We start from the raw sequence: 20437 nt of genomic DNA, 5'->3' as shown, positions 1-20437 counted from the left end.
GATCAGAATTTGAAGATGGTTTCCAGTCGCACGCGCGGCGCGGCGCGGCGGTCGGCGGCGCTTTCAGGCGCTCGGGCCGGATCAACCTCGGGCGAGGCCAGGTTGGCGGCGGCGCCGACGCGCAGACGCGGGCTGAGGCGGTAATAGGCGCCCGCCTCGACGTCGCCCCAGTCGGTCTCACGACCCACGGGCTGGTTGAGGTTGAAGTTCAGACCCCAGCGGCCGCTGTCGTTCCAGCGCAGGCCGCGACGTTGCGGCGAGGGCGTCGAATTCGAGGCCTGGGCGGCTTCGGTCAGGGACACAGCCGGAGCGCGGCCCCGAGCCTGGGATTGGCCTTGAGCCGAGGCGTCATGAGCCGTCCCGGCGATAGCCAGGGCGCCCACAGTCGCAGCGATGATCGCAACGATACGCATCTTCCAACCCTTGAGCCCGACGTTCAGACGCCGACGCTTGTTTCTATCTGGGCGATTAGACACCGCCGTCACGCCCGGTCAACGCAAGCTAACCATCCACAGGCCCTTTCGCTGCATTTTCACGCGACTCTGGCGAGTCCTGTGGCGCTGACACCACGCCAATTGTTCAGCTTCGGCGTTGCGAACAGCGGTTCGCCTTGTCACGGCCCCTTTTCGCCGTGTTATAGAGCGTGACTGCGGCGCAGACGTGCGCGGATCAATGGGCGTGTGCGCTCAACGTTCCGCTCCACGCCTCGGCCTCGAACCTTTACGGAGACCTCGGAATGGCATTTGTTCGCGGCGCTGCGGTCGCCCTTATCGCGTCGGGACTGCTGCTGGGCGGCTGTTCCAGCCTGCCCTTCGTCGGCAGCAAGGATAAGGCCCCCAAGGCTGACGCCCAACTGGGCATCGGCGTGAACGCCTATCTGTGGCGCGCGACGCTGGACACCCTGGCCTTCATGCCCCTGGCCAGCGCCGACCCGTGGGGCGGCGTCGTCAACTATGACTGGTACGTCAATCCGCAAGCGCCGAACGAGCGTTTCAAGGCGACCGTCTTCATCCTGGATCGCCGCCTGCGCGCCGACGCCCTGAACGTGTCCGTCACCAAGGAAGTCAAGGACGCCGCCGGCGCCTGGACCGCCGCCCCGGTCGCGGCCCAGACGGAAACCGATCTGGAGAACGCCATCCTGACCCGCGCGCGTCAGCTTAATCTCGCCAACGCGGCTCGCTAAGAGCCGCTTCCCGCTTCCGCCACCCCAACGCAGACCTCAGGGCCGCCTCAAGCTTCGCGCCTGAGGCGATACCTCAGGATACGCCGTGGCCACTCGTTACGAGTCCAAGACCGCCGAACCCCGCCAGCAAGCCCGCTGGGCGGCTGCTGACGCCTTTTCCGTGTCGAACGAGGACACCGGGCGGCCCAAATACTATGTGCTGGAGATGTTCCCCTATCCGTCGGGCAACATCCACATGGGCCACGCTCGCAACTATGTGATGGGCGACGTGGTGGCGCGTCACAAGCGGGCGCAGGGCTTCGACGTCCTGCACCCCATGGGCTGGGACGCCTTCGGCATGCCGGCCGAGAACGCGGCCATGGAGCGCGGCGTCCACCCCGGCGACTGGACCTGGTCCAACATCGCCACGATGCGCGACCAACTTAAGCTATTGGGTCTGTCGCTGGATTGGAGCCGTGAGTTCGCCACCTGCGACCCGGCCTATTACGGCAAGCAGCAGGCCTGGTTCCTGGAGCTGTACAAACGCGGTTTAGTCTATCGCAAGGACGGCGTGGTCAACTGGGACCCGGTCGACAACACGGTCCTGGCCAACGAACAGGTCATCGACGGACGCGGCTGGCGCTCGGGCGCCCTGGTCGAAAAGCGCAAGCTGAACCAGTGGTTCCTGCGCATTACTCAGTATGCGGACGATCTGATCGACGGCCTGTCGGAACTGGAAGGCCGTTGGCCCGACAAGGTCCGCCTGATGCAGGAAAACTGGATCGGCAGGTCCAGGGGCCTGCAGATGAAGTGGGCCTTCGCCGCTGACGCCGCCCCCGCCGGTCACGACGCGGTCGAGGTCTATACCACCCGCCCCGACACCCTGTTCGGCGCCAGCTTCGTCGGCCTGGCCCCCGATCACCCCATCTCGAAACAGCTGGCCGAGGCCGACCCGCGCGTCGCCGCCTTCGTCGCCGAATGCCGCAAGGGCGGCGCCTCTCAGGCTGAGATCGAACAGGCCGAGAAGATCGGCTGGGACACGGGCCTGAAGGTCGTCCATCCCTTCACCGGGGCCGAGGTTCCGGTCTGGATCGCCAACTTCATCCTGTCGGAATACGGCACGGGGGCCGTCTTCGCCTGCCCGGCCCACGATCAGCGCGACCTCGACTTCGCTCGCAAATACGACCTGCCGGTGATCCCGGTCGTCCGTCCTGAGGGCGCCGGCGACGACTTCGCCGTGGCCACCGAGGCCTATACCGGCCCCGGATCGCTGTTCCATTCCGACTTCCTGAACGGCCTGGACATCGACACCGCCAAGGCCGAGGCCATCGCCCGTATCGAGGCCGCCGGCCAAGGCGAGGCCAAGACCATCTATCGCCTGCGCGACTGGGGCGTCAGCCGCCAGCGCTACTGGGGTTGCCCCATCCCCATCATCCACTGCGAGGCCTGCGGTCCCGTGGCCGTGCCGACCGAGCAACTGCCGGTCGAGCTGCCCAAGGACGTGACCTTCGACGTGCCCGGCAACCCGCTGGATCGTCACCCGACCTGGAAGCATGTGAACTGCCCGTCGTGCGGCGGTAAGGCGCGTCGCGAGACGGATACGCTCGACACCTTCGTCGATTCCAGCTGGTACTTCGCCCGCTTCGCCGATCCCAAGGCCGACGCGCCGATCAACAAGGCCGCCGCATCGAAATGGCTGCCGGTCGATCAGTATATCGGCGGCGTCGAACACGCGGTCCTGCACCTGCTCTACGCCCGCTTCATCACCCGCGCCCTGTCGGACGCCGGCTTGATGGACGTGAAGGAGCCGTTCGCCGGCCTGTTCACCCAAGGCATGGTGGTTCACGAGACCTACTACGAAGGCCTGGAGCCCAGCGGCAAGCCGCGCTGGGTCGAGCCCTCGGACGTGCGCATCGAGACGGTGGACGGCCAGCGCGTGGCCACCCGCCTGTCCACGGGCGCTCCCCTGACGATCGGCGACATCGAAAAGATGTCCAAGTCCAAGAAGAACGTGGTCGCGCCCCAGGACATCATCGAGGCCTACGGCGTCGACGCCGGCCGCCTGTTCGTCCTGTCCGACAGCCCGCCCGAACGCGACGTCCAGTGGTCCGCCGGGGGCGTCGAGGGCGCCAGCCGCTTCGTCCAGCGCGTCTGGACCGAATTCGACGGCTTCGATCCTGAAGCGGCCGCCAACGCCGATGTGGACGCCAGCCTGATCCGCGAGACGCACAAGACCATCAAGGCGGTCAGCGAGGGCGTCGAGGGCTTCCGCTTCAACTCGGCCATCGCCAAGCTCTACGCCTTCCTGGCGACCCTGCGTCAGCACGACAAGGCCGGCGGGGAGGCGAAGAAGACGGCGCTGTCGACCATGGCCCGCCTGATCGCCCCCTTCACCCCCCACCTGGCCGAAGAAGCCTGGGCGCGCCTCGGCCAGGACGGCATGGTTCTGGACGCGCCCTGGCCCGTCTATGACGCGGCTCTGGCCGCCGACGACGCCGTCACCCTGCCCGTCCAGATCGGCGGCAAGCGCCGCGGCGAGGTCGTCCTGCCCCGCGGTTCGGACAACGCCACGGTCGAGGCCGCCGCTCTCGCCAATCCGACGGTTCAGGCCTACCTTGCCGCCAACAACCTCAGCGTCCGCAAGGTGATCGTGGTGCCCGACCGTATCGTCAATCTGGTGGCCGGCTGATGCGTCGTGTCCTCGCCCTGATCGCCGTCGCGGGCGCCGCCCTGCTGTCCGGCTGCGGCTTCACGCCTCTCTATGGCGAGACGGGCGTGGGTGCGGGCCTGTCGCGCATCGCCGTGACCACGCCGGACAACCGCCTCGGCTATCGCCTGCGCGAGCAGCTGGAGGACGCCTTCGGCCGGGACGGCTCGGTCCAGCCCCTCTATCGCCTGACAACCGATGTGAGTCAGGAACGCCGTCCCCTGGGCCGGCGCATCGACGACACGGCCAGCCGCTATGAACTGACGGTCAAGGCGGACTGGACCCTGGCCCCGGTCAGCGGCGGGGAACCGATCAAGGGTTCCCAGACCACGACCACCACCTATGCCGCCGCGGACCAGCCCTATGCCGCCATCGCCGCCCAGCAGGACGGCGAGGACCGGGCCGCCGCCGATCTGGCGCGCCTGATCCGGCTCGACATGATGCGCGCCCTGGCGGGCCAGTGAAGCCTGTTCTGAAGGGCCTAGCCGAGGGAGTGTCCGCGTGATCCTGGCCAAGCGGCCCGAGGTCGACCGCTTCCTCAGGTCGCCGGACGCCCACATCCGCGCCGCCGTGATCCACGGCAAGGACCGCTCGGGCGTCACCGAGCGCGCCCTGACCCTCTACAAGGCCATCACGCCCGACCTGAACGACCCCTTCAACGTCACCTTCCTGACCGAGGCCGACATCGACGGCGACGCGGTCAAGCTGGAGGAGGCGCTGACGGCCCTGAGCATGATCGGCGGGCGACGCCTGGTGCGCATCCGTCTGTCGGACAGCAAGCCCGGCGTCGACAAGGCCATCGCCGCCGCCCTGACCGTCCACGCCGACGGCGGCTACAACCCTGACGCCATGCTGGTGATCGAGGCCGGAGCGCTGGGCCGCGAATCCGCCCTGCGCAAGGCCGCCGAGAAGTCGCCCGGCGCGGTCGGCATCGCCTGCTACGAGGACGAGGTCGGCGACGTCGCCCGCATGACGCGCGAGGCCCTGAGCGCCGACAAGGTCGGCCTGACCGGCGACGCCCTCGACCGCTTTGTCGCCCGCCTGCCTCGCGAACGCGGCCTGATGCGGCAGGAAATCGAACGTCTGGTGCTCTACATCGGCCCTGGTTCGGGCCGCACCATCGACGTGCCGGAACTGGAAGAGCATCTGGGCGTCGAGCCCGACGCCTCGCTGTCGGACGCCGCCCTGCAAGCCTTTGGCGGACGCCCCGGTCCGGCCCAGTCCGGCCTGAGACGCGCCCTGGCCGAGGGCGAAAGCGCCGTCATGGCGGTGCGCATGGCCGCCATCCACCTAGGAAAACTGCGCCGCATCAACGTCCTGCAAGCCTCCGGCGCCGGCGCCAAGGAGGCCGCCAAGTCCGCCGGCGTCTTCTGGAAGCAGGAAGCGGAAATCCTGCGCCAGGCCAGGGCCTGGCGACTGGAGTCGCTCGACGAGGTTCAGGACAGCGTCAACACGGCCGACATCGCCACCAAGACCACGGGCCTGCCCGAGGCCCTGATCGCTGAACGCCTGCTGCTGGAAATCTCCGCCCGCGCCAAGCGCATGGGGCTTTAATTTAGGGGCCTACCGGCCTTCCGCCTACTTGAGGCTCGCATCCTCTTTCCTCCCCACCTTGTGGGGAGGGGGACCGCGTAGCGGTGGAGGGGGCGACGCAAACGTCAGCCCTCAAGCGCCCCTCCCTCACGGCGCTATCGCGCCGCGCCACCTCCCCATTCTCATGGGGAGGAAGGCTCAAATCAGCCCCGCTTCGAAGCCTTTCGGAAAGCCGGTTTGTTCGCCGCCGCCGCCTGACGCTGCATGGCCTTTTCGGGCGCCTTGCCGACCGTCTTCACGCCGGGCTGACCGCCTGGGCCTCCAGCCTTCTTGGCCGCGAGGGCGCGTTTCAGGGATTCGGTGGCGCTGATCTTATCGGTCTGTTCAGTCATGGCCGCACCCTAGCACGGTCTGATGAGAAAGGCCCGTCAGCCGCGCATCAAGCGTCGGCACAGATCGTCCAGCTGTTCCAAGGTGCCGTATTTGATCGTCAGCTCACCCTTGCCGCCCTTGTCGGACAGCAGGACCTTCAGACCCAGGGCGTCGGCGAGATCCTGCTCCAGGGCGGCGACGTCGGCGGCGCCCTCCCCGCTCAGGACCGGCTTGGCCTTCGTCGGCTTGGGACCGTCTGCGGCCCGGCGGGCCAGGGCCTCGGTCTGTCGCACGTTCAAGCCCTTGGACAGAACCTGTTCGGCCAGGGCCTCAGGGTTGGGGGCCGTGATCAGGGCGCGGGCGTGACCAGCGGACAGCCGGTTCTCCATGACGTGGTTCAGCACACTGTCGGGCAGTTGCAGCAGACGCAGGGTGTTGGCCACATGGCTGCGGCTCTTGCCGACCACCCCGGCCAGAGCGTCCTGGGTCCGGCCGAAACGCGAGATCAGCGAGCCATAGGCCATGGCCTCTTCAACCGGGTTCAAATCGGCGCGCTGGACGTTCTCGATGATGGCGACCTCCATCACCTCCACGTCGTCCATCGCACGTTCGATGATGGGCACGAATTTCAGCCGGGCCGCCTGGGCGGCGCGCCAGCGGCGCTCGCCGGCGATGATCTGCCACATGCCGTCCTGGCCGGGCTGGGCCCGCACCAGGATCGGCTGCAAGACCCCCTTGTCGCGGATCGAGGCGGTCAATTCCTCCAGGTGCTCGGCGCCGAACTGCTTGCGCGGCTGGTCGGGATTGGGCTTCAGGCTCTCGATCGGCACGGCGCGCACGCCCGTCGGCTGAGCGCCGCCGTCGACCGGCGCGCTCTCGGCGACGTTTTCTCCCAGAAGGGCCGAAAGACCCCGGCCCAGACCACGTTGACGTTCGGACAAGATGCTGATTCCGTTCTACTTAATCGGTAAAGCCGCCGATCAGGCGGCGAGCGCCTGACGACGCTGGCGTTCACGCGCCACAAGCTCGCGCGCCAGCTTCAGATAGGCCTGGCTGCCGGTGCATTTCAGATCATAGATCAGCACCGGCTTGCCGAAGGACGGCGCCTCCGACACCCGCACATTGCGGGGAATGACGCTGTCATAGACCTTGTCGCCGAAGTGGGCCCGGACGTCGGCCGCCACCTGACCAGACAGGGCGTTGCGGCGATCATACATGGTCAGGACCAGCCCCTGGATCTCCAGCGCCGGGTTGAGGCTCTGCTTGACCATGTCGATGGTCCGCATCAGCTGGGTCAGGCCCTCCAACGCGAAGAACTCGCACTGCAACGGCACCAGAACGGCGTCAGCGGCGGCCATGGCGTTCAGTGTCAGCAGGTTCAGCGAGGGCGGGCAGTCGATCAAGACATAGTCGTACCGGGTATGGCCATTGCCGCCTTGCGCCGCCAGGGCGTCGCGCAGACGATAGGAGCGGCGATCCGCCTGGCTCAGTTCGATCTCGACCCCCGACATGTCCGCGTCGGCGGGGACGATGAACAGGCCTGGCACGGCGGTTTCCACCGCCGACTGGTCGATGGGGCGACCGTCGACGATAACATCATAGATCGTCGCTCGGCGTGTTTCACGTGGAACACCCAGACCCGTCGAGGCATTGCCCTGAGGGTCCATGTCGACGATCAGCACCTTTTCACCGATGGCGGCCAGGGCGGTGCCGAGGTTGATGGCGGTCGTGGTCTTGCCCACTCCGCCCTTCTGGTTGGAGACAGCCAGGACGCGGGTCTGTTTCTCGCGATCAGCGGACACGGCGAAGACTCCGGATGTGGACGATACGGCCGCGCGGGTCGCTGCGCGAGACGGAGAGGTCGCTTCTAAACTGCCAGACCTTGGCCGCCTCTTTCAACTCAGCTTCGGCCTTCTCGCCCTTGAGGAACAGGCCTTGTGCACCGTGCTGGAAGTAAGGCTGTGCATAAGCCAGCAGTTTCTCCATCGGCGCCACGGCGCGAGCGGTGACGATGTCGACCTCGACGTCCTGCTCCTCGGCCCGGCCGTTGATCACGGTCGCCGGCAGATCCAAGGCTTCGACCACCTGTTCCAGGAACCGGCAACGTTTGCCCAAGCTGTCGATCAGCCAGACGTGAGCGTCGGGTCGATCCTTCAGCAGGATGGCGAGCACCACGCCGGGGAAGCCGGCGCCGGCGCCCAGATCGGCCCAGGTCAGCGCCTCGGGCGCGAGGGCCAGAAGTTGGGCGCTGTCCCAGGCGTGGCGATTCCAGAAGTCAGGAATGCTGTCGGGACCCACCAGGTTCATCACCTCGTTGGCCTCGGTCAACATGGCGAGGAAGGCGGTCAGATCGGCGATCTGGGCTTCACTGGCGCCGGCATGGGCTCGGAAGGCGGCGACGGGGTCCAGGCTCACGCGACAATGGTCTCGACTTCTGCGGCGAGCGACGTCGCCTTTTTCACATGGGCCAGCAGGGCCGTCAGGGCGCCAGGGGTCATGCCCTCGATGCGGCCCGCCTGCCCCAGGGTGCGGGGCTGGACCAGGATCAGCTTCTCGCGGACCTCGTTCGACAGGCCGCCGATGGCGGCGTAATCGAGGCCCTCAGGCAGGGAAAGCCCCTCCTCCCGCCGCAGCGCCTCGGCCTCCGAGGCCTGACGGTCCAGATAGCCGGCGTAGACGGCGTCGATCTCGACCTGCTCGCGCACGGCGGGCGACCAGTCGGCGATCTCGGGTCGGACGGCGATGAACTGGTCCAGGGTCGCATTGGGGAAGGACAGCAGATCACGGATCGACCGACGCTGGCCGTCGGCGTTGACGGTGATACCCAGCGCCCCGGCCTCCTTGGGCGTGAACTGCGTTTCACGTGAAACACGGTTCGCCCGGTCCAACTGGTCCGCCTTCTCCAGCCATACTTTCTCGCGGTCAGAACCGACGATCCCCGCGGCGATGCCGAGGGAGGTCAGGCGCACGTCGGCGTTGTCGGCGCGCAGGGTCAGACGATACTCGGCCCGGCTGGTGAACATGCGATAGGGTTCGGTGACGCCGCGCGTCACCAGGTCGTCGATCATGACCCCGATATAGGCCTGGTCGCGGCCCAGAATGATCGGGTCGGAACCGGCGGCGGCGCGGGCGGCGTTCAGCCCCGCGATCAGCCCCTGGGCGCCCGCCTCTTCATAGCCGGTCGTGCCGTTGATCTGACCGGCCAGATAGAGACCGGGCCGTTTCTTAACCTCCAGCGCCGGGGTCAGTTCGCGCGGATCGACATAGTCGTATTCGATGGCATAGCCGAAGCGGAAGACTTCGACGGCTTCCAGGCCTGGCATGGTGCGTAGGAAGGCCATCTGTGTAGCGTCCGACACCGAGGTCGAAATGCCGTTGGGATAAACGGTCGGATCGTCCAGACCTTCGGGTTCGAGGAAGACCTGGTGGCTGGTCTTGTCGGCGAAGCGGACCACCTTGTCCTCGATCGAGGGGCAGTAACGCGGACCGCGCCCCGACAGCTTGCCGCCATAGACGGCGCTCTCGCCCAGGTTCTCGGCGATGATGCGGTGAGTTTCCTCGGTCGTATGAGTGATGCCGCAAGCGATCTGCGGCACTTCAATCTTGTCGGTCAGGAAGCTGAACGGCACGGGCTGGTCATCGGCCGCCTGCATCTCCAACTTATCCCAGGCGATGGTGCGGCCGTCCAGGCGCGCGGGCGTGCCGGTCTTCAGACGCCCCATCATCAGGCCCGCGCCGTAGAGGTCGGCGGCCAGACCGACAGACGGCGCCTCGCCGAAGCGACCGGCGGCGATGCGCTCCTCGCCGCGATGGATGACGCCGTTAAGGAAGGTGCCGGTCGTCAGGACCACGGCCCCGGCGCCAAGCTCAGTCCCCTCGCCCGTCTTCACGCCGACGACGCGGTCGCCGTTCAGGATCAAGGCCTCGGCCGTGCCAGCCATCAGGGAAAGGTTAAGCGTCTGGGCCAGCTCGGCCTGCATGGCCTCCCGGTACAAACGACGGTCGATCTGGCTGCGCGGACCGCGCACGGCGGCGCCCTTGGAGCGGTTCAGCAGGCGGAACTGGATGCCCGAGACGTCGGCCAGACGGCCCATGACGCCGTCGAGAGCATCGATCTCGCGCACCAGATGGCCCTTGCCCAGACCGCCGATGGCCGGGTTGCAGCTCATCTCGCCAATGGTTTCGAGCTTCTGTGTCAGCAGCAGGGTGCGGGCGCCGGCGCGCGCCGAGGCGGCCGCGGCCTCGCAACCGGCGTGACCGCCGCCGATGACGATGACGTCGAAGGTCGTAGAGGGGGAGGAACTCATGGGCGAGGACATAGTCTATCCCGGCCCAAATCGCCACTAGAACGACGCCGATGTTTCACGTGAAACACCGTGGTTTGGCGGCTATTTGCCGATGCAAAAGGTCGAGAAGACCTCGCCGAGGATGTCCTCGACGCCGATGGCGCCGGTGACACGGGCCAGAGCGTCGGCGGCCCGGCGCAGGTCGTCGCCGGCCATCTCTGGCGCCAAGTCCAGCGCGCGACCTCCCGCCTCGACGGCCGCCAAGGCCTCGACCAAGCGGCGACGATGGCGCTCGCGCGTCACCGCCGGGAAATCGGCGCCCGACAGATCGCGGGCCAGACGGGCGGCGATCCAGTCATGGAGATCGGCCAAGCCCTCCCCAGTCGTCGTACTGACGGACAGAGCCTCAAGCCCGTCAACCGGCGTCGCGGCGCCGAGGTCGGCCTTGTTGAGGATCTGCAGATCCTCAGCCTGGGCGAAGGCCGCGGCGGGGTCATCCCCCTGCCCTTTATCTGGCGCGCGAACCCAGAGGCGCAGGTCAGCCTCTTGCGCTCGCAGCCGCGCGCGTCGTATGCCCTCGGCCTCGACAACATCCTGGCTGTCACGCAGCCCGGCGGTGTCGGACAGGGTGACGGCATAGCCGCCGATCATCAGCTCGGCGTCGAGCACGTCGCGGGTGGTACCGGCGATGGGGGTGACGATGGCCGCTTCACGCGCCGTCAGGGCGTTGAACAGCGACGACTTGCCGGCGTTGGTCTCGCCGATCAGGACGATGCGATAGCCCTCTCGCACCCGGCGCCCACGGTCGGAATCCGCGAGAGCCGTGCGCAGATCGGCGGCCAGCTGGTCCAGAACCGGACCGGCGGTCCGGGCCAGATTGTCGGGGACCTCCTCGTCGGGGAAGTCGATCTCGGCCTCGACCAGAGACAGGGCCTTCAGCAGGTCGCGACGGAAACCGGCGTAAGCAGCGCTGAGAGCGCCGTCCAACTGACCCAGGGCCTGAGACTTCTGTGCGGTCGTCTCGGCGTCGATCAGGTCGGCGACGGCCTCGGCCTGGGCCAGGTCCATGCGCCCGTTCTGGAAGGCGCGGCGAGTGAACTCACCCGGTTCGGCGGGACGAACATTCAAGGCGATCAAGGCGCGGCTGGCGGCCTCGACCACGGCCCGACCGCCGTGCAGATGCAGTTCGGCGCTGTCTTCGCCGGTATAGGAATTCGGCCCCGGAAAGCGCAGGACCAGGGCCTGATCCACCGTCTCGCCGTCATGGCGCAGGGTGCGCAAAGCGGCTAGACGCGGCGTCAGCCCCCCTGCCCCCAGCGCGCTCAACGCCGCGTCCACGCCTGGCCCGGACAGGCGCAGGATGGCGATGGCGCCCCGCCCCGGCGGGGTGGCCAGGGCGAAGATGGTGTCGGCGTTGGAACTCAAGTCGTCAGGCCTTGGGCGCGCCCGCTACGGCGGCTTCCATCAGACGGCGGAACTGGTCCTGAGCCTGAACGCCGAAGCTGGTCCAGGTCTTCATCAGCTCATCGGGCTGCATGGAGGCCATATTGGCGTCCATCCGCTTCTGCATCTCGGCCACCAGGTGGTCGTTCAGCCCGGTGACATCGGGCAGGCCGAGGAAGGCGCGCGCCTCAGCCGGGGTGCAATCGATCTCGATATTCAGCTTCATGACGTCCTCGCGCGTTTCACGTGAAACATGACGGCGCCCCTCAAGCAGCCTCGCGCCGCGCGCGAGGCGTTAGGGGCACAAATCAGGTATTCATGGACTGGAAGAAATCGCCGTTGTTCTTGGACTGGCGCATCTTGTCGAGCAGGAACTCGATGGCGTCCTGCGGACCCATCGGGTTGAGGATGCGGCGCAGGACATAGGTCTTGGCCAGCTGATCCTTCGGCGTGATGAGGTCTTCCTTGCGGGTGCCCGACTTGAGCACGTCGATGGCCGGGAAGATGCGCTTGTCGGCGACCTTGCGGTCCAGCACGATTTCCGAGTTGCCCGTGCCCTTGAACTCTTCGAAGATGACCTCGTCCATACGGCTGCCGGTGTCGATCAGGGCCGTGGCGATGATGGTCAGCGAACCGCCCTGTTCGACGTTACGCGCAGCGCCGAAGAAGCGTTTGGGACGTTGCAGGGCGTTGGCGTCGACGCCGCCGGTCAGCACCTTGCCCGACGACGGGACGGTGGCGTTGTAGGCGCGGCCCAGGCGGGTGATGGAGTCCAGCAGGATCACCACGTCCTTCTTGTGCTCGACCAGACGCTTGGCCTTTTCGATGACCATTTCGGCGACGGCGACGTGGCGGGTGGCCGGTTCGTCGAAGGTCGAGGCGACGACCTCGCCCTTCACCGTGCGCTGCATGTCGGTGACTTCTTCCGGGCGTTCGTCGATCAGCAGGACGATCAGGAAGACTTCCGGGTGGTTGCGCTCGATCGACTTGGCGATGTTCTGCAGCATGACCGTCTTACCCACGCGCGGCGGGGCCACGATCAGGCAGCGCTGGCCCTTGCCGAGCGGGGCGACGATGTCGATGATCCGGCCCGAACGGTCCTTCAGCGTCGGGTCCTGGATTTCCATGTGCAGGCGCTCTTCGGGATAGAGCGGCGTCAGGTTGTCGAACAGGACCTTGGTCTTGACCATCTCCGGATCTTCGAAGTTGATCGTATCGACCTTGAGCAGGGCGAAATAGCGCTCGCCCTCACGCGGGCCGCGCACGGCGCCGTGCACCGTGTCGCCCGAGCGCAGGCCGAAGCGGCGGATCTGCGACGGCGAGACATAGACGTCGTCCGGGCCCGGCAGGTAGTTGGCGTCAGGGCTGCGCAGGAAGCCGAAGCCGTCGGGCAGGATCTCGAGCACGCCCGAGGCGATGATCTCGACTTCTTCGTCGGCCAGGGTCTTCAGGATGGCGAACAGCAGGTCCTGTTTGCGCAGGTTGCCGGCGTTCTCGATCTCCAGGCTTTCAGCGAAGGCGACCAGGTCTTCCGGCGTCTTCTCGTTCAGTTCCTGCAGGGTGATGCGACCGTTGGGCACCATCGGTTCGCCGTCGTCATCCTCATCGTCGGCCGTGGTGTCGACGCCGGTGTCGTCGTTGACGATCTGAGTTTCCTCGGCCTCGACTTCGGGCTCCGCAGGCGCCTCAACCGGCGCCTTGGCGCCGCCCAGGGTCAGTGTCTTGCGCGGACGTTCGGCAACGATTTCAACGGCTTCAGCGGACTGGTCGTTGTTTTCAGGCGTATCGGTCATGGCGTGCTCGCTCGCGCGCTCGGACGCATGGCTGCGTCGAGGCGGTTCGTCTGTCGATGTCGCGGCCTTGCGGCCAGAGGGAGGACGACGGGCTCCCGCAGGATCAATCCGGCAGGCGTCGCAAGAAGAGAGGGACCGCCCTGCGGCCTACGCCGAACGGTTCATCGCCAGCGGAACCACGAATGACCGGGCGCCGTCAAGCAAGGCCGTTCTTTTTGACCGCGATCAAAAGGCTCTGCCTCTTCAACCCGACACGGCCTGGCGTCTCGCGCGCTCAAGCAGCGAGCGACCGTGTCGCTCGAAGTAGCGCCCTAGAACGTCCACTCGAGCGTGACGGAGAGCACCATAACGATAGCCAAAAGGAACGGGATCTCGTTGGTCATGCGCCAGAAGCGGCCCGAATATTTCGACGTCCCGGCGGCAATCTTCTTCCTTTGCCCGGCCAGGAAGCCGTGCCAGCCCGCCAGCAGGAAGACCCCGACCAGCTTGGTGACCATCCACGGCTGATGCGCGAAGCTCCAGTCGGCGCCGTCGCCGCTGCGCAGCCACAGCAGCCAGCCGCCGAAGACGAAGGCCAGGATCATGGCCGGATTGATGATGATCCGCAGCAGACGCGTCTGCCACAGGCGCAGCAGGGCCTGCATTTCGCCGCGCAGGGGCTCCGGCTTGGCGTTCTGCTCGGCGTCATAGGCGAACAGGCGCGGCAGGAAGAGCATGCCGGCCATCCAGGCGATCACCGCCAGGATGTGCAGCCCGCGGGCCAGGTTGTAATAGTCCATCATGCTCCCCTCGGCCGGTCAGGCCGCCTTTGAACACCCGGCGGGACAGGCTTTCAAGCGGGCGCATGGTCCACCCTTGGACGCCCCCTGCGGCGCCACGCCCGGCGTTTCCAGCGCGGCCTCGACGGCCTGGGCCAGAGCGGCGATGAAGGCGGGCTCCACGCCCACGGCAGGCGCGCGCAGATAGGGGGCGCAACCGACCTGCTCGGCCAGTTCGCCATACTCGTGGTCCAGTTCGACCAGGGTTTCGATGTGCTCGGAAACGAAGGCGATGGGCACCACCACGGCGCCGACGCCGTCTCGCCCCGCCTGTTCGATGGCCTGGGGCGTGGCCGGACCCAGCCATTTCAGCGGCCCGACCCGGCTCTGATAGCAGATGGACCAGTCGGTCAGACCCATGCGGGCGACGACGGCGGCGACCGTGGCCTCGACCTGGGCCTGATAGGGATCGCCGGCGACGACCAGCTTCTCCGGGATGCCATGGGCCGAAAACAGCACGCGCACCGGCTGGCCCTCGGCACGATCCATGGTCTCGCGGATCAGTCGGGCCTGGGCCTCGATCAAGCCCTCGGCGTCGGGATAGCAGCAGACGGCGTGAACCTCGCCCGGCCCCTTGTAGGCTTCGCGCCAGACCTTCAGCGAAGACGCCGTCGTGGTGGTCGAAAACTGAGGATAGAGGGGCAGCAAGACCACATGGTCGGGCTGGAACTCCGCGACAGCGCGGGCCGTGTCCTCGGTGAAGGGGTGCCAATAGCGCATGGCGATGAAGACCTCAGTCTCATCACCCGGCGCCGCGTCGGTCAGGCGCTGCGACAGAGCCGCCGCCTGTTTCAGCGTCTCGGGCAGCAGGGGCGAGCCTCCGCCCATCCGGGCGTAGTTGGCCTGGGCCGACTTCTCGCGCCGCGAGGAAATCAGCCGCGCCAGCGGCGTGCGCACGATGCCCGGCAAGCCGATGATGGCCGGGTCGTTGAACAGGTTGAACAGGAAGGGCTTGACCGCGTCCGGCCCGTCAGGCCCGCCGAGATTGGTCAGCACCACCGCCACGCGTCGGCCCGCACGATTGTTTTCGGCGGTCTGGGTCATTGAGCGCCGATCCGACGCAGGACCTGTTCGACATGGGCGATGGGCACGTCCGGCAGAATGCCGTGGCCCAGGTTGAAGATCCACGGCCCCTGCCCCCAGGCCTCCATCAACTGATCGACCCGACGATCCAGCGCGTCGCCGCCAGCCCGCAGCAACAAGGGATCGAGCGCCCCCTGGATCGGCTTGATGGCCTGAACCCGTTTGCCGACCTCCAGAGGACAGGCGGTGTCCAGCGCCACGGCCTGGACGTCGCAATGGTTCGCGTAACGCTCCGCAAGCGCCGCAGAGCCTCTTGGGAAGCCGATGAGCGGCACGGTGACCCCCAGGGCCCGAGCGCGCGCCACAAGCGCCTGGTGAGGCTTCAGGACGAGACTTTCGAACAGATCGTCCGGCAGACCCTCGGCCCAGCTCTCGAAGATCTTCAGCACCTGGGCGCCGGCGTCCTGCTGCATCTTCAGATAATGGGCGGTGGACTCGACCAGAACCTCGAGCAGGGCGGCGACCTTTTCCGGTTCCGCATAGGCATAGGTCCGGGCCGTGGCGCGCTCGCCCTTGCCGATGCTGCGGGCCTCGCCGTCCAGCATATAGGTGGCCACGGTCCAGGGCGCCCCGGCGAACCCGATCAAAGCCTTTGCCGGATCGAGTTCAGCGCGCACCAGGCTCAGGGTATGGCCCACCGACTTCAGGGCTTCCCCAGCCCCGGATGCCAGCTCCCGCATGGACTCCACAGACGGCAGGGCGCCAAGGCGCGGGCCTTCGCCGGCTTCGAACCAGACCTTCTGTCCCAGGGCCCCCGGGATCAGCAGGATGTCGGCGAAGACGATGGCCGCATCGAAGCCGAACCGTCGCATGGGCTGAAGCGTCGCCTCGGCCGCCATCTCCGGGTTCATGCAGAAGGCGATGAAGTCCGGCGCCTTGGCCCGCAGTTCGCGGTACTCGGGCAGGTAGCGCCCGGCCTGACGCATGAACCATACGGGCGGACGGGTCGTGGTCTGGCCCTGGAGAGCCTGGATCAGAAGAGGAGTGCTCATGTCTTGGGCTTTAGGATGCACACCCCCAAGCCTCAATCCCTATTCAAGAATAAGAATTTGAAAGAATTGGAGGATGGAAGCAGGGCGCTGGATCACGGGGATAGAATCCGATCGTCCCGTCCGTCGACAGGTTTCTCCCCGATTTCCGAAGAACGAATTCGGCGGCCCCGGTCATGGTGTGTTGATTACGGGGATAACCGGCTCTGAGTCCGCTGTGGCGGGAGTCCGATCTGGGCGCCGTTGTGGGAAAGGCGCCGGGCGCCAATTCTGGACAAGGCGCCTTATCCCCTGGTGAGGATAATAATTCGGCGCCTGTATGAACGACTCCAGGCGCCGTTCGGCAATCGGCGCCCGTGATCCCCGCTCGCGACCGGGCCGTGAGCTTGCTAGAGGATTCGGCGCCCAGTCGGCGCCCAGGCGATGTCGAACGGCGCCCCGGCTTTTGCACAGGCTGCGGGGAAAGAGTCCGCCGCTATCCAGGCGGTTTGAGGATGAGGAGACGATCAGAGCCATGAGCCCCGCCCGACCCGCGTCGCGTCTCGCCACCTATTTCCACGTCCACCTGGTTTCGGACTCGACCGGCGAGACCCTGAACGCCATGGCCAAGGCCGTGATCGCCCGTTTCGACGGCGTCATCCCCATCGAACACATCTATGCCCTGGTCCGTTCACCCAAGCAGATGGAGCGCGTGCTGGAAGAAGTCGCCGGGGCGCCCGGCGTGGTGCTGCACACCCTGGTCGACCGTGAGCTGCGCGAACAGCTGGAGGAAGGCTGCCGCCGGCTGAAGACGCCGCAGATCGGGGCGCTGGACCCGCTGGTGGGGGCGCTGTCGGGTTATCTGGGCGCCAATATCTCGACCCGCGTCGGGGCTCAGCACGCCCTGGACCACGGCTACTTCAACCGTATCGGCGCCCTGGACTTCGCCATCGCCCACGACGACGGTCAGGGCACGCTGGATCAGCTGGAGCACGCCGACGTGGTCCTGTGCGGGGTCAGTCGGACGTCCAAGACCCCGACCTGCATCTATCTGGCCAACCGCGGCATCCGCGCCGCCAACGTCCCCCTGGTGCCGGGGCAGGAAGACGGAGAGCGGCTGACCCAGTTGAAGCATCCCCTGGTCGTGGGCCTGACGGTGGCGCCGGATCGTCTGGTGCAGATCCGTCGCAACCGGCTGGAGGGGCTGAACGCCGCGCGGGCCTCGGACTATGTCGATCATGACGCCGTACGCGACGAGACGGTCAAGGCGCGTCGCGCCTTCGAACGGCGCGGCTGGCCGACCATCGACGTGACCCGCCGCTCGGTCGAGGAGACGGCCGCCGCCATCATCAACCTTTTGAGCGAGCGGCGCAGCCGCCGTCAGGACATCCCCGGAGCCCCCTCGTGACGACGACCGACGGCGAACGCCTGATCCTGGCCTCCAAGAGCGCGGCGCGGCGCGCCGTCCTGACCGAGGCGGGCGTGCCCTTTACCGTTCACGTCGCCGATGTGGACGAGGACGCATTGAAGACGCCGGGCGTCGATCCGGTCGAACTGGCGGCCGAGCTGGCGCGGGCCAAGGCCCTGGCCGTGTCGCGCCACGACGCCGAGGCCTGGGTCCTGGGCGCCGATCAGACCCTGGCCTTCGACGGCGGCCTGGTCTCCAAGGCCCCGACGCTGGCGGCCGCGCGCGAACGCCTGGTCGCCATGCGTGGCCGGACGCATCAGCTGCATTCCGGCGCGGCCCTGGCCCGCAACGGCCAGGTGGTCTGGTCCGGCGTCGATACGGTCGAAATGAGGATGCGCGACTTCTCCGACGCCTTCCTCGACGCCTATCTGGCGGCGGAGGGCGAGGCCCTGCTGGCCTGCGTCGGCTCCTACAGACTGGAAGGCCTGGGGTCGCAACTGTTCGAGGCGGTCGAGGGCGACTATTTCACCGTCCTTGGCCTGCCGCTGTGGCCGGTGCTGGCCGAACTGCGCCGGGCCGGGGTGATCGTCTCGTGAGCCCCTCCCCTTTTCGCACCAACCGCATCACGGGCGGCGCCCTGCTGGCCGGGATCGCCGGTCAGCCGGTGGCCCATTCGCTCAGCCCGGTCATTCACAACGCCTGGCTGGAGGCCGGGAATATCGACGGGGCCTATATGCCCTTCGCGCCGAAGGACGCCGCCGGGTTCGATATTCTGGTCGCTGCGGGCCGCGCCGGACTGGTTCAGGGTCTGAACGTCACCGCCCCCTTCAAAGAACAGGCCTTCGCCCTGGCGGATGAAGCCAGCAAGGCCGCCCAGGCGACGGGTTCGGCCAATATCCTGGTCTTCGACGAGGGCCGCGTGCGCGCCGACAGTTCCGACGGCCCAGGGGTTCTCTACGCCCTGTCAGAACAGGCGCCGGACCTGGCGCTGAAGGGCGCCGTCGTGGTCATGTTGGGCGCCGGCGGTGCGGCGCGGGCGTGCGCGGGCGCCCTGATCGAGGCGGGGGCGAGCATCGGCATCCTCAACCGTTCGCATGACCGGGCCGAGGCCCTCGCCGCCGATCTCGGTCCCTCGGTCCGCGTCGCCGTGGCGGCTGATCTGGCCGAGGCCGATCTGGTCATCAACGCCCTGAGCGTTCAGCCCGCCATCGACCTGTCGGTTCTGAAACCGGGCGCCGTGGTCATGGACATGACCTACAAGCCCGTCGTCACGCCCTTCCTGGCGGCGGCCCGGGCGCGCGGCCTGACGACCGTGGACGGTCTGGCCATGCTGATCGGTCAGGCGGCGCCTTCGTTCACCGCCCTGTTCCGTCGTCCGCCCCCGCCGCTGGATCTGCGCGCCCTCCTGTTGGCCCATCTGGGAGAGGAGGCGTGATCCTCCTCGGCCTGACCGGCTCGATCGGCATGGGCAAGTCGACGACATCGCGGATGTTCGCCGACGAAGGCGCTCTGGTCTGGGACGCTGACGCCGCCGTGCATCGCCTCTATGCGCGCGGCGGGGCGGCGGTCGAACCTCTGGGCCAGGCCTTCCCCGGCGTAGTTGTGGACGGCGCCGTGGACCGCACCCGCTTGGCTGAGCGCCTGGGCCGTGACGAAGATGCGTTCAAGCGCTTGGAGGCCATCGTCCATCCTCTGGCAGCCCAGGACCGGGCTGATGATCTGGCGGCGGCGAGCGCCAGGGGCGTGCGGTTGGCGGTTCTCGACATCCCCCTGTTGTTCGAGACCGGCGGCGACGCCTTCGTGGACGCCGTGGTCGTGGTCACCGCCGATCCCGAGGTTCAGGCCGCCCGCGTTCTGGCCCGCCCCGGCATGACCCGCGACCGCTTCGAGGCCATCCTGGCCCGCCAGACGCCCGACGCCGAGAAACGCCGCCGCGCGGATTTCCTGGTCGATACGGGGCGCGGACTGGACGCCGCGCGCGATCAGGTGCGCCAGATCGTCGAGACGGTTCTGTCGCCGTGTTGGACCAAGCCCGTCCGCGTCCAGCAATGACGCCGCTAGACCTGCCGGCGGCCTGGGCTATCACCGGGGCTGCGCCTTTGGCCGAAGGGATCGGCGGCCAAGTCTGGCGGGCGCGGCGCCGGAACGGGGAACCGGTGGTGCTGAAACGCGTCAGCCCCCAGGCGGCCTCGGACGCCACTTACGCCACGGCCTATCTGGATTGGCGCCAGGGCCAGGGCGCTGTGCGATTGCTGGCCGTAGATGGCCGCTGGCAGATGCTGGAAGATGCGGGCGACCGAACCCTGACCCAGGTGCTGGATCAGGAAGGGGACGCCGCCGCGACCCTGATCGCCGCCGAGGTCCTGCGGGTTCTGCACGCCCCGGGGACCCATCGTGCGGATGGCCTGCAAACCATGAAGGATCGGTTCGCCGCCCTGACCACCGCGGCCCAGTCGGAAGGCGGCCTGTTCGCTGAGGCCGACGCCTGGCTGAAGACCCTAGCGGGCGGGCCGGTTCAACCGCTGCACGGCGACCTGCACCACGACAACATCCTGTTCGGCGCGCGCGGCTGGCTGGGCATCGACCCGCACGGCCTCATTGGCGATCCGGCCTATGACGCGGCCAACCTGCTCTACAATCCGCTGGAGCGTCAGGACCTGCGCACGGACCCGGAGCGGGCGCGGCGGCTGGCCGAGGTTTTGGCGCCGGCGGTCCAGCGCCCGGCTACGGCGGTTCTCGGTTATGGCTTCTGTCACGCCTGCCTCTCGGCGGCCTGGCATCTGGAGGACGGCGACGTCGCCGAGGCCGAACGCAGCCTAGCCACGGCGCAGGCCATTCAGGCGGCCCTGAAGCCGGCTTGAGCC

The 20437-nt window shown here is 67.5% G+C and carries 21 protein-coding genes; 9 read left to right on the top strand and 12 right to left on the bottom strand.

Features of this window, described 5'->3' with window-relative positions; all coding sequences use genetic code 11:
* Positions 1–2: 2 nt before the first annotated feature.
* A complete protein-coding gene (locus HX774_RS08090) occupies positions 3–413 on the bottom strand; it encodes an NtrZ family periplasmic regulatory protein (protein ID WP_178825801.1) in 411 nt (136 codons plus the stop codon).
* 323 nt (positions 414–736) lie between these two features.
* On the opposite strand from HX774_RS08090, the gene HX774_RS08085 reads away from it, so the two are divergent.
* The 4 genes from HX774_RS08085 to holA all read left to right on the top strand — a co-directional run bounded on the left by HX774_RS08085 (position 737) and on the right by holA (position 5423).
* Entirely contained in the window at positions 737–1183 is a 447-nt protein-coding gene (locus HX774_RS08085; protein ID WP_114818224.1) for a DUF3576 domain-containing protein, read from the top strand.
* 85 nt (positions 1184–1268) lie between these two features.
* Positions 1269–3851, top strand: coding sequence for a leucine--tRNA ligase (leuS, locus tag HX774_RS08080; protein WP_178825799.1), 2583 nt, complete (start codon positions 1269–1271; stop codon positions 3849–3851).
* Positions 3851–4333 carry an LPS assembly lipoprotein LptE gene (gene lptE / locus HX774_RS08075; RefSeq protein ID WP_178825797.1) on the top strand — a complete coding sequence of 161 codons (483 nt, stop codon included), beginning with the start codon at positions 3851–3853 and terminating at the stop codon, positions 4331–4333. Before leuS ends, lptE begins: the two co-directional genes overlap by 1 nt.
* A 37-nt stretch (positions 4334–4370) precedes the next feature.
* The gene (holA, locus tag HX774_RS08070) at positions 4371–5423 is read left to right on the top strand and encodes a DNA polymerase III subunit delta (RefSeq protein WP_178825795.1); all 1053 of its coding nucleotides are present in this window, start codon (positions 4371–4373) and stop codon (positions 5421–5423) included.
* Positions 5424–5605: 182 nt separating this feature from the next.
* On the opposite strand, the gene HX774_RS08065 is transcribed toward holA, so the two are convergent.
* From HX774_RS08065 to hemE, 11 genes are all read right to left on the bottom strand, one after another.
* Positions 5606–5794: a hypothetical protein gene (locus tag HX774_RS08065; protein WP_114818228.1), complete on the bottom strand. Its 189-nt coding sequence runs from the start codon at positions 5792–5794 to the stop codon at positions 5606–5608.
* Positions 5795–5830: 36 nt separating this feature from the next.
* The gene (locus HX774_RS08060; protein ID WP_211306031.1) at positions 5831–6715 is read right to left on the bottom strand and encodes a ParB/RepB/Spo0J family partition protein; all 885 of its coding nucleotides are present in this window, start codon (positions 6713–6715) and stop codon (positions 5831–5833) included.
* A gap of 39 nt (positions 6716–6754) precedes the next feature.
* On the bottom strand, positions 6755–7576 hold the full coding sequence (locus HX774_RS08055) for a ParA family protein (protein WP_114818229.1): 822 nt from the start codon (positions 7574–7576) through the stop codon (positions 6755–6757).
* Entirely contained in the window at positions 7566–8189 is a 624-nt protein-coding gene (gene rsmG / locus HX774_RS08050) for a 16S rRNA (guanine(527)-N(7))-methyltransferase RsmG (RefSeq protein WP_370523379.1), read from the bottom strand. Before rsmG ends, HX774_RS08055 begins: the two co-directional genes overlap by 11 nt.
* A complete protein-coding gene (gene mnmG / locus HX774_RS08045) occupies positions 8186–10081 on the bottom strand; it encodes a tRNA uridine-5-carboxymethylaminomethyl(34) synthesis enzyme MnmG (RefSeq protein ID WP_255500233.1) in 1896 nt (631 codons plus the stop codon). The genes rsmG and mnmG overlap by 4 nt, the downstream gene beginning before the upstream one ends.
* Before the next feature lie 81 nt (positions 10082–10162).
* Positions 10163–11485 (bottom strand): tRNA uridine-5-carboxymethylaminomethyl(34) synthesis GTPase MnmE, encoded by a 1323-nt coding sequence (gene mnmE / locus HX774_RS08040; RefSeq protein WP_178825791.1) that lies wholly within the window; start codon positions 11483–11485, stop codon positions 10163–10165.
* A 4-nt stretch (positions 11486–11489) separates the two neighbouring features.
* Positions 11490–11729, bottom strand: coding sequence for a DUF6489 family protein (locus HX774_RS08035; RefSeq protein WP_178825789.1), 240 nt, complete (start codon positions 11727–11729; stop codon positions 11490–11492).
* 82 nt (positions 11730–11811) lie between these two features.
* A complete protein-coding gene (rho, locus tag HX774_RS08030; RefSeq protein ID WP_178825787.1) occupies positions 11812–13296 on the bottom strand; it encodes a transcription termination factor Rho in 1485 nt (494 codons plus the stop codon).
* A gap of 311 nt (positions 13297–13607) precedes the next feature.
* On the bottom strand, positions 13608–14075 hold the full coding sequence (locus tag HX774_RS08025) for a CopD family protein (protein WP_178825841.1): 468 nt from the start codon (positions 14073–14075) through the stop codon (positions 13608–13610).
* 18 nt (positions 14076–14093) lie between these two features.
* On the bottom strand, positions 14094–15158 hold the full coding sequence (hemH, locus tag HX774_RS08020) for a ferrochelatase (protein WP_178825785.1): 1065 nt from the start codon (positions 15156–15158) through the stop codon (positions 14094–14096).
* Entirely contained in the window at positions 15155–16189 is a 1035-nt protein-coding gene (gene hemE / locus HX774_RS08015; RefSeq protein ID WP_178825783.1) for a uroporphyrinogen decarboxylase, read from the bottom strand. Before hemE ends, hemH begins: the two co-directional genes overlap by 4 nt.
* Before the next feature lie 511 nt (positions 16190–16700).
* On the opposite strand from hemE, the gene HX774_RS08010 reads away from it, so the two are divergent.
* From HX774_RS08010 to HX774_RS07990, 5 genes are read left to right on the top strand one after another with little or no spacing between them, the layout of a single operon-like run.
* Positions 16701–17573 carry a pyruvate, water dikinase regulatory protein gene (locus HX774_RS08010; protein ID WP_114818237.1) on the top strand — a complete coding sequence of 291 codons (873 nt, stop codon included), beginning with the start codon at positions 16701–16703 and terminating at the stop codon, positions 17571–17573.
* Positions 17570–18169, top strand: coding sequence for a nucleoside triphosphate pyrophosphatase (locus tag HX774_RS08005; protein WP_178825781.1), 600 nt, complete (start codon positions 17570–17572; stop codon positions 18167–18169). Before HX774_RS08010 ends, HX774_RS08005 begins: the two co-directional genes overlap by 4 nt.
* Complete coding sequence (locus HX774_RS08000) at positions 18166–19008, top strand: shikimate dehydrogenase (RefSeq protein ID WP_211306033.1); 843 nt, start codon at positions 18166–18168, stop codon at positions 19006–19008. Before HX774_RS08005 ends, HX774_RS08000 begins: the two co-directional genes overlap by 4 nt.
* Positions 19005–19625 carry a dephospho-CoA kinase gene (gene coaE / locus HX774_RS07995; RefSeq protein WP_178825779.1) on the top strand — a complete coding sequence of 207 codons (621 nt, stop codon included), beginning with the start codon at positions 19005–19007 and terminating at the stop codon, positions 19623–19625. Before HX774_RS08000 ends, coaE begins: the two co-directional genes overlap by 4 nt.
* Positions 19592–20434 carry an aminoglycoside phosphotransferase family protein gene (locus HX774_RS07990; RefSeq protein ID WP_178825777.1) on the top strand — a complete coding sequence of 281 codons (843 nt, stop codon included), beginning with the start codon at positions 19592–19594 and terminating at the stop codon, positions 20432–20434. The genes coaE and HX774_RS07990 overlap by 34 nt, the downstream gene beginning before the upstream one ends.
* Positions 20435–20437: the final 3 nt, after the last annotated feature.

This window comes from Brevundimonas sp. P7753, from assembly GCF_013386595.1.
GTDB classification, from domain to species: domain Bacteria; phylum Pseudomonadota; class Alphaproteobacteria; order Caulobacterales; family Caulobacteraceae; genus Brevundimonas; species Brevundimonas bullata.
The sequence above is the reverse complement of the archived record's forward strand: the minus strand, read 5'-3'. Positions and strand labels throughout refer to the sequence as shown.

Bases quoted from the DNA above. Each gene is read 5' to 3' on its own strand.
- HX774_RS08090 (WP_178825801.1), bottom strand. From the start codon at position 413: ATGCGTATCGTTGCGATCATCGCTGCGACTGTGGGCGCCCTGGCTATC.
- HX774_RS08085 (WP_114818224.1), top strand. From the start codon at position 737: ATGGCATTTGTTCGCGGCGCTGCGGTCGCCCTTATCGCGTCGGGACTG.
- lptE (WP_178825797.1), top strand. From the start codon at position 3,851: ATGCGTCGTGTCCTCGCCCTGATCGCCGTCGCGGGCGCCGCCCTGCTG.
- HX774_RS08065 (WP_114818228.1), bottom strand. From the start codon at position 5,794: ATGACTGAACAGACCGATAAGATCAGCGCCACCGAATCCCTGAAACGC.
- mnmG (WP_255500233.1), bottom strand. From the start codon at position 10,081: ATGAGTTCCTCCCCCTCTACGACCTTCGACGTCATCGTCATCGGCGGC.
- HX774_RS08035 (WP_178825789.1), bottom strand. From the start codon at position 11,729: ATGAAGCTGAATATCGAGATCGATTGCACCCCGGCTGAGGCGCGCGCC.
- rho (WP_178825787.1), bottom strand. From the start codon at position 13,296: ATGACCGATACGCCTGAAAACAACGACCAGTCCGCTGAAGCCGTTGAA.
- HX774_RS08025 (WP_178825841.1), bottom strand. From the start codon at position 14,075: ATGGACTATTACAACCTGGCCCGCGGGCTGCACATCCTGGCGGTGATC.
- hemH (WP_178825785.1), bottom strand. From the start codon at position 15,158: ATGACCCAGACCGCCGAAAACAATCGTGCGGGCCGACGCGTGGCGGTG.
- hemE (WP_178825783.1), bottom strand. From the start codon at position 16,189: ATGAGCACTCCTCTTCTGATCCAGGCTCTCCAGGGCCAGACCACGACC.
- HX774_RS08010 (WP_114818237.1), top strand. From the start codon at position 16,701: ATGAGCCCCGCCCGACCCGCGTCGCGTCTCGCCACCTATTTCCACGTC.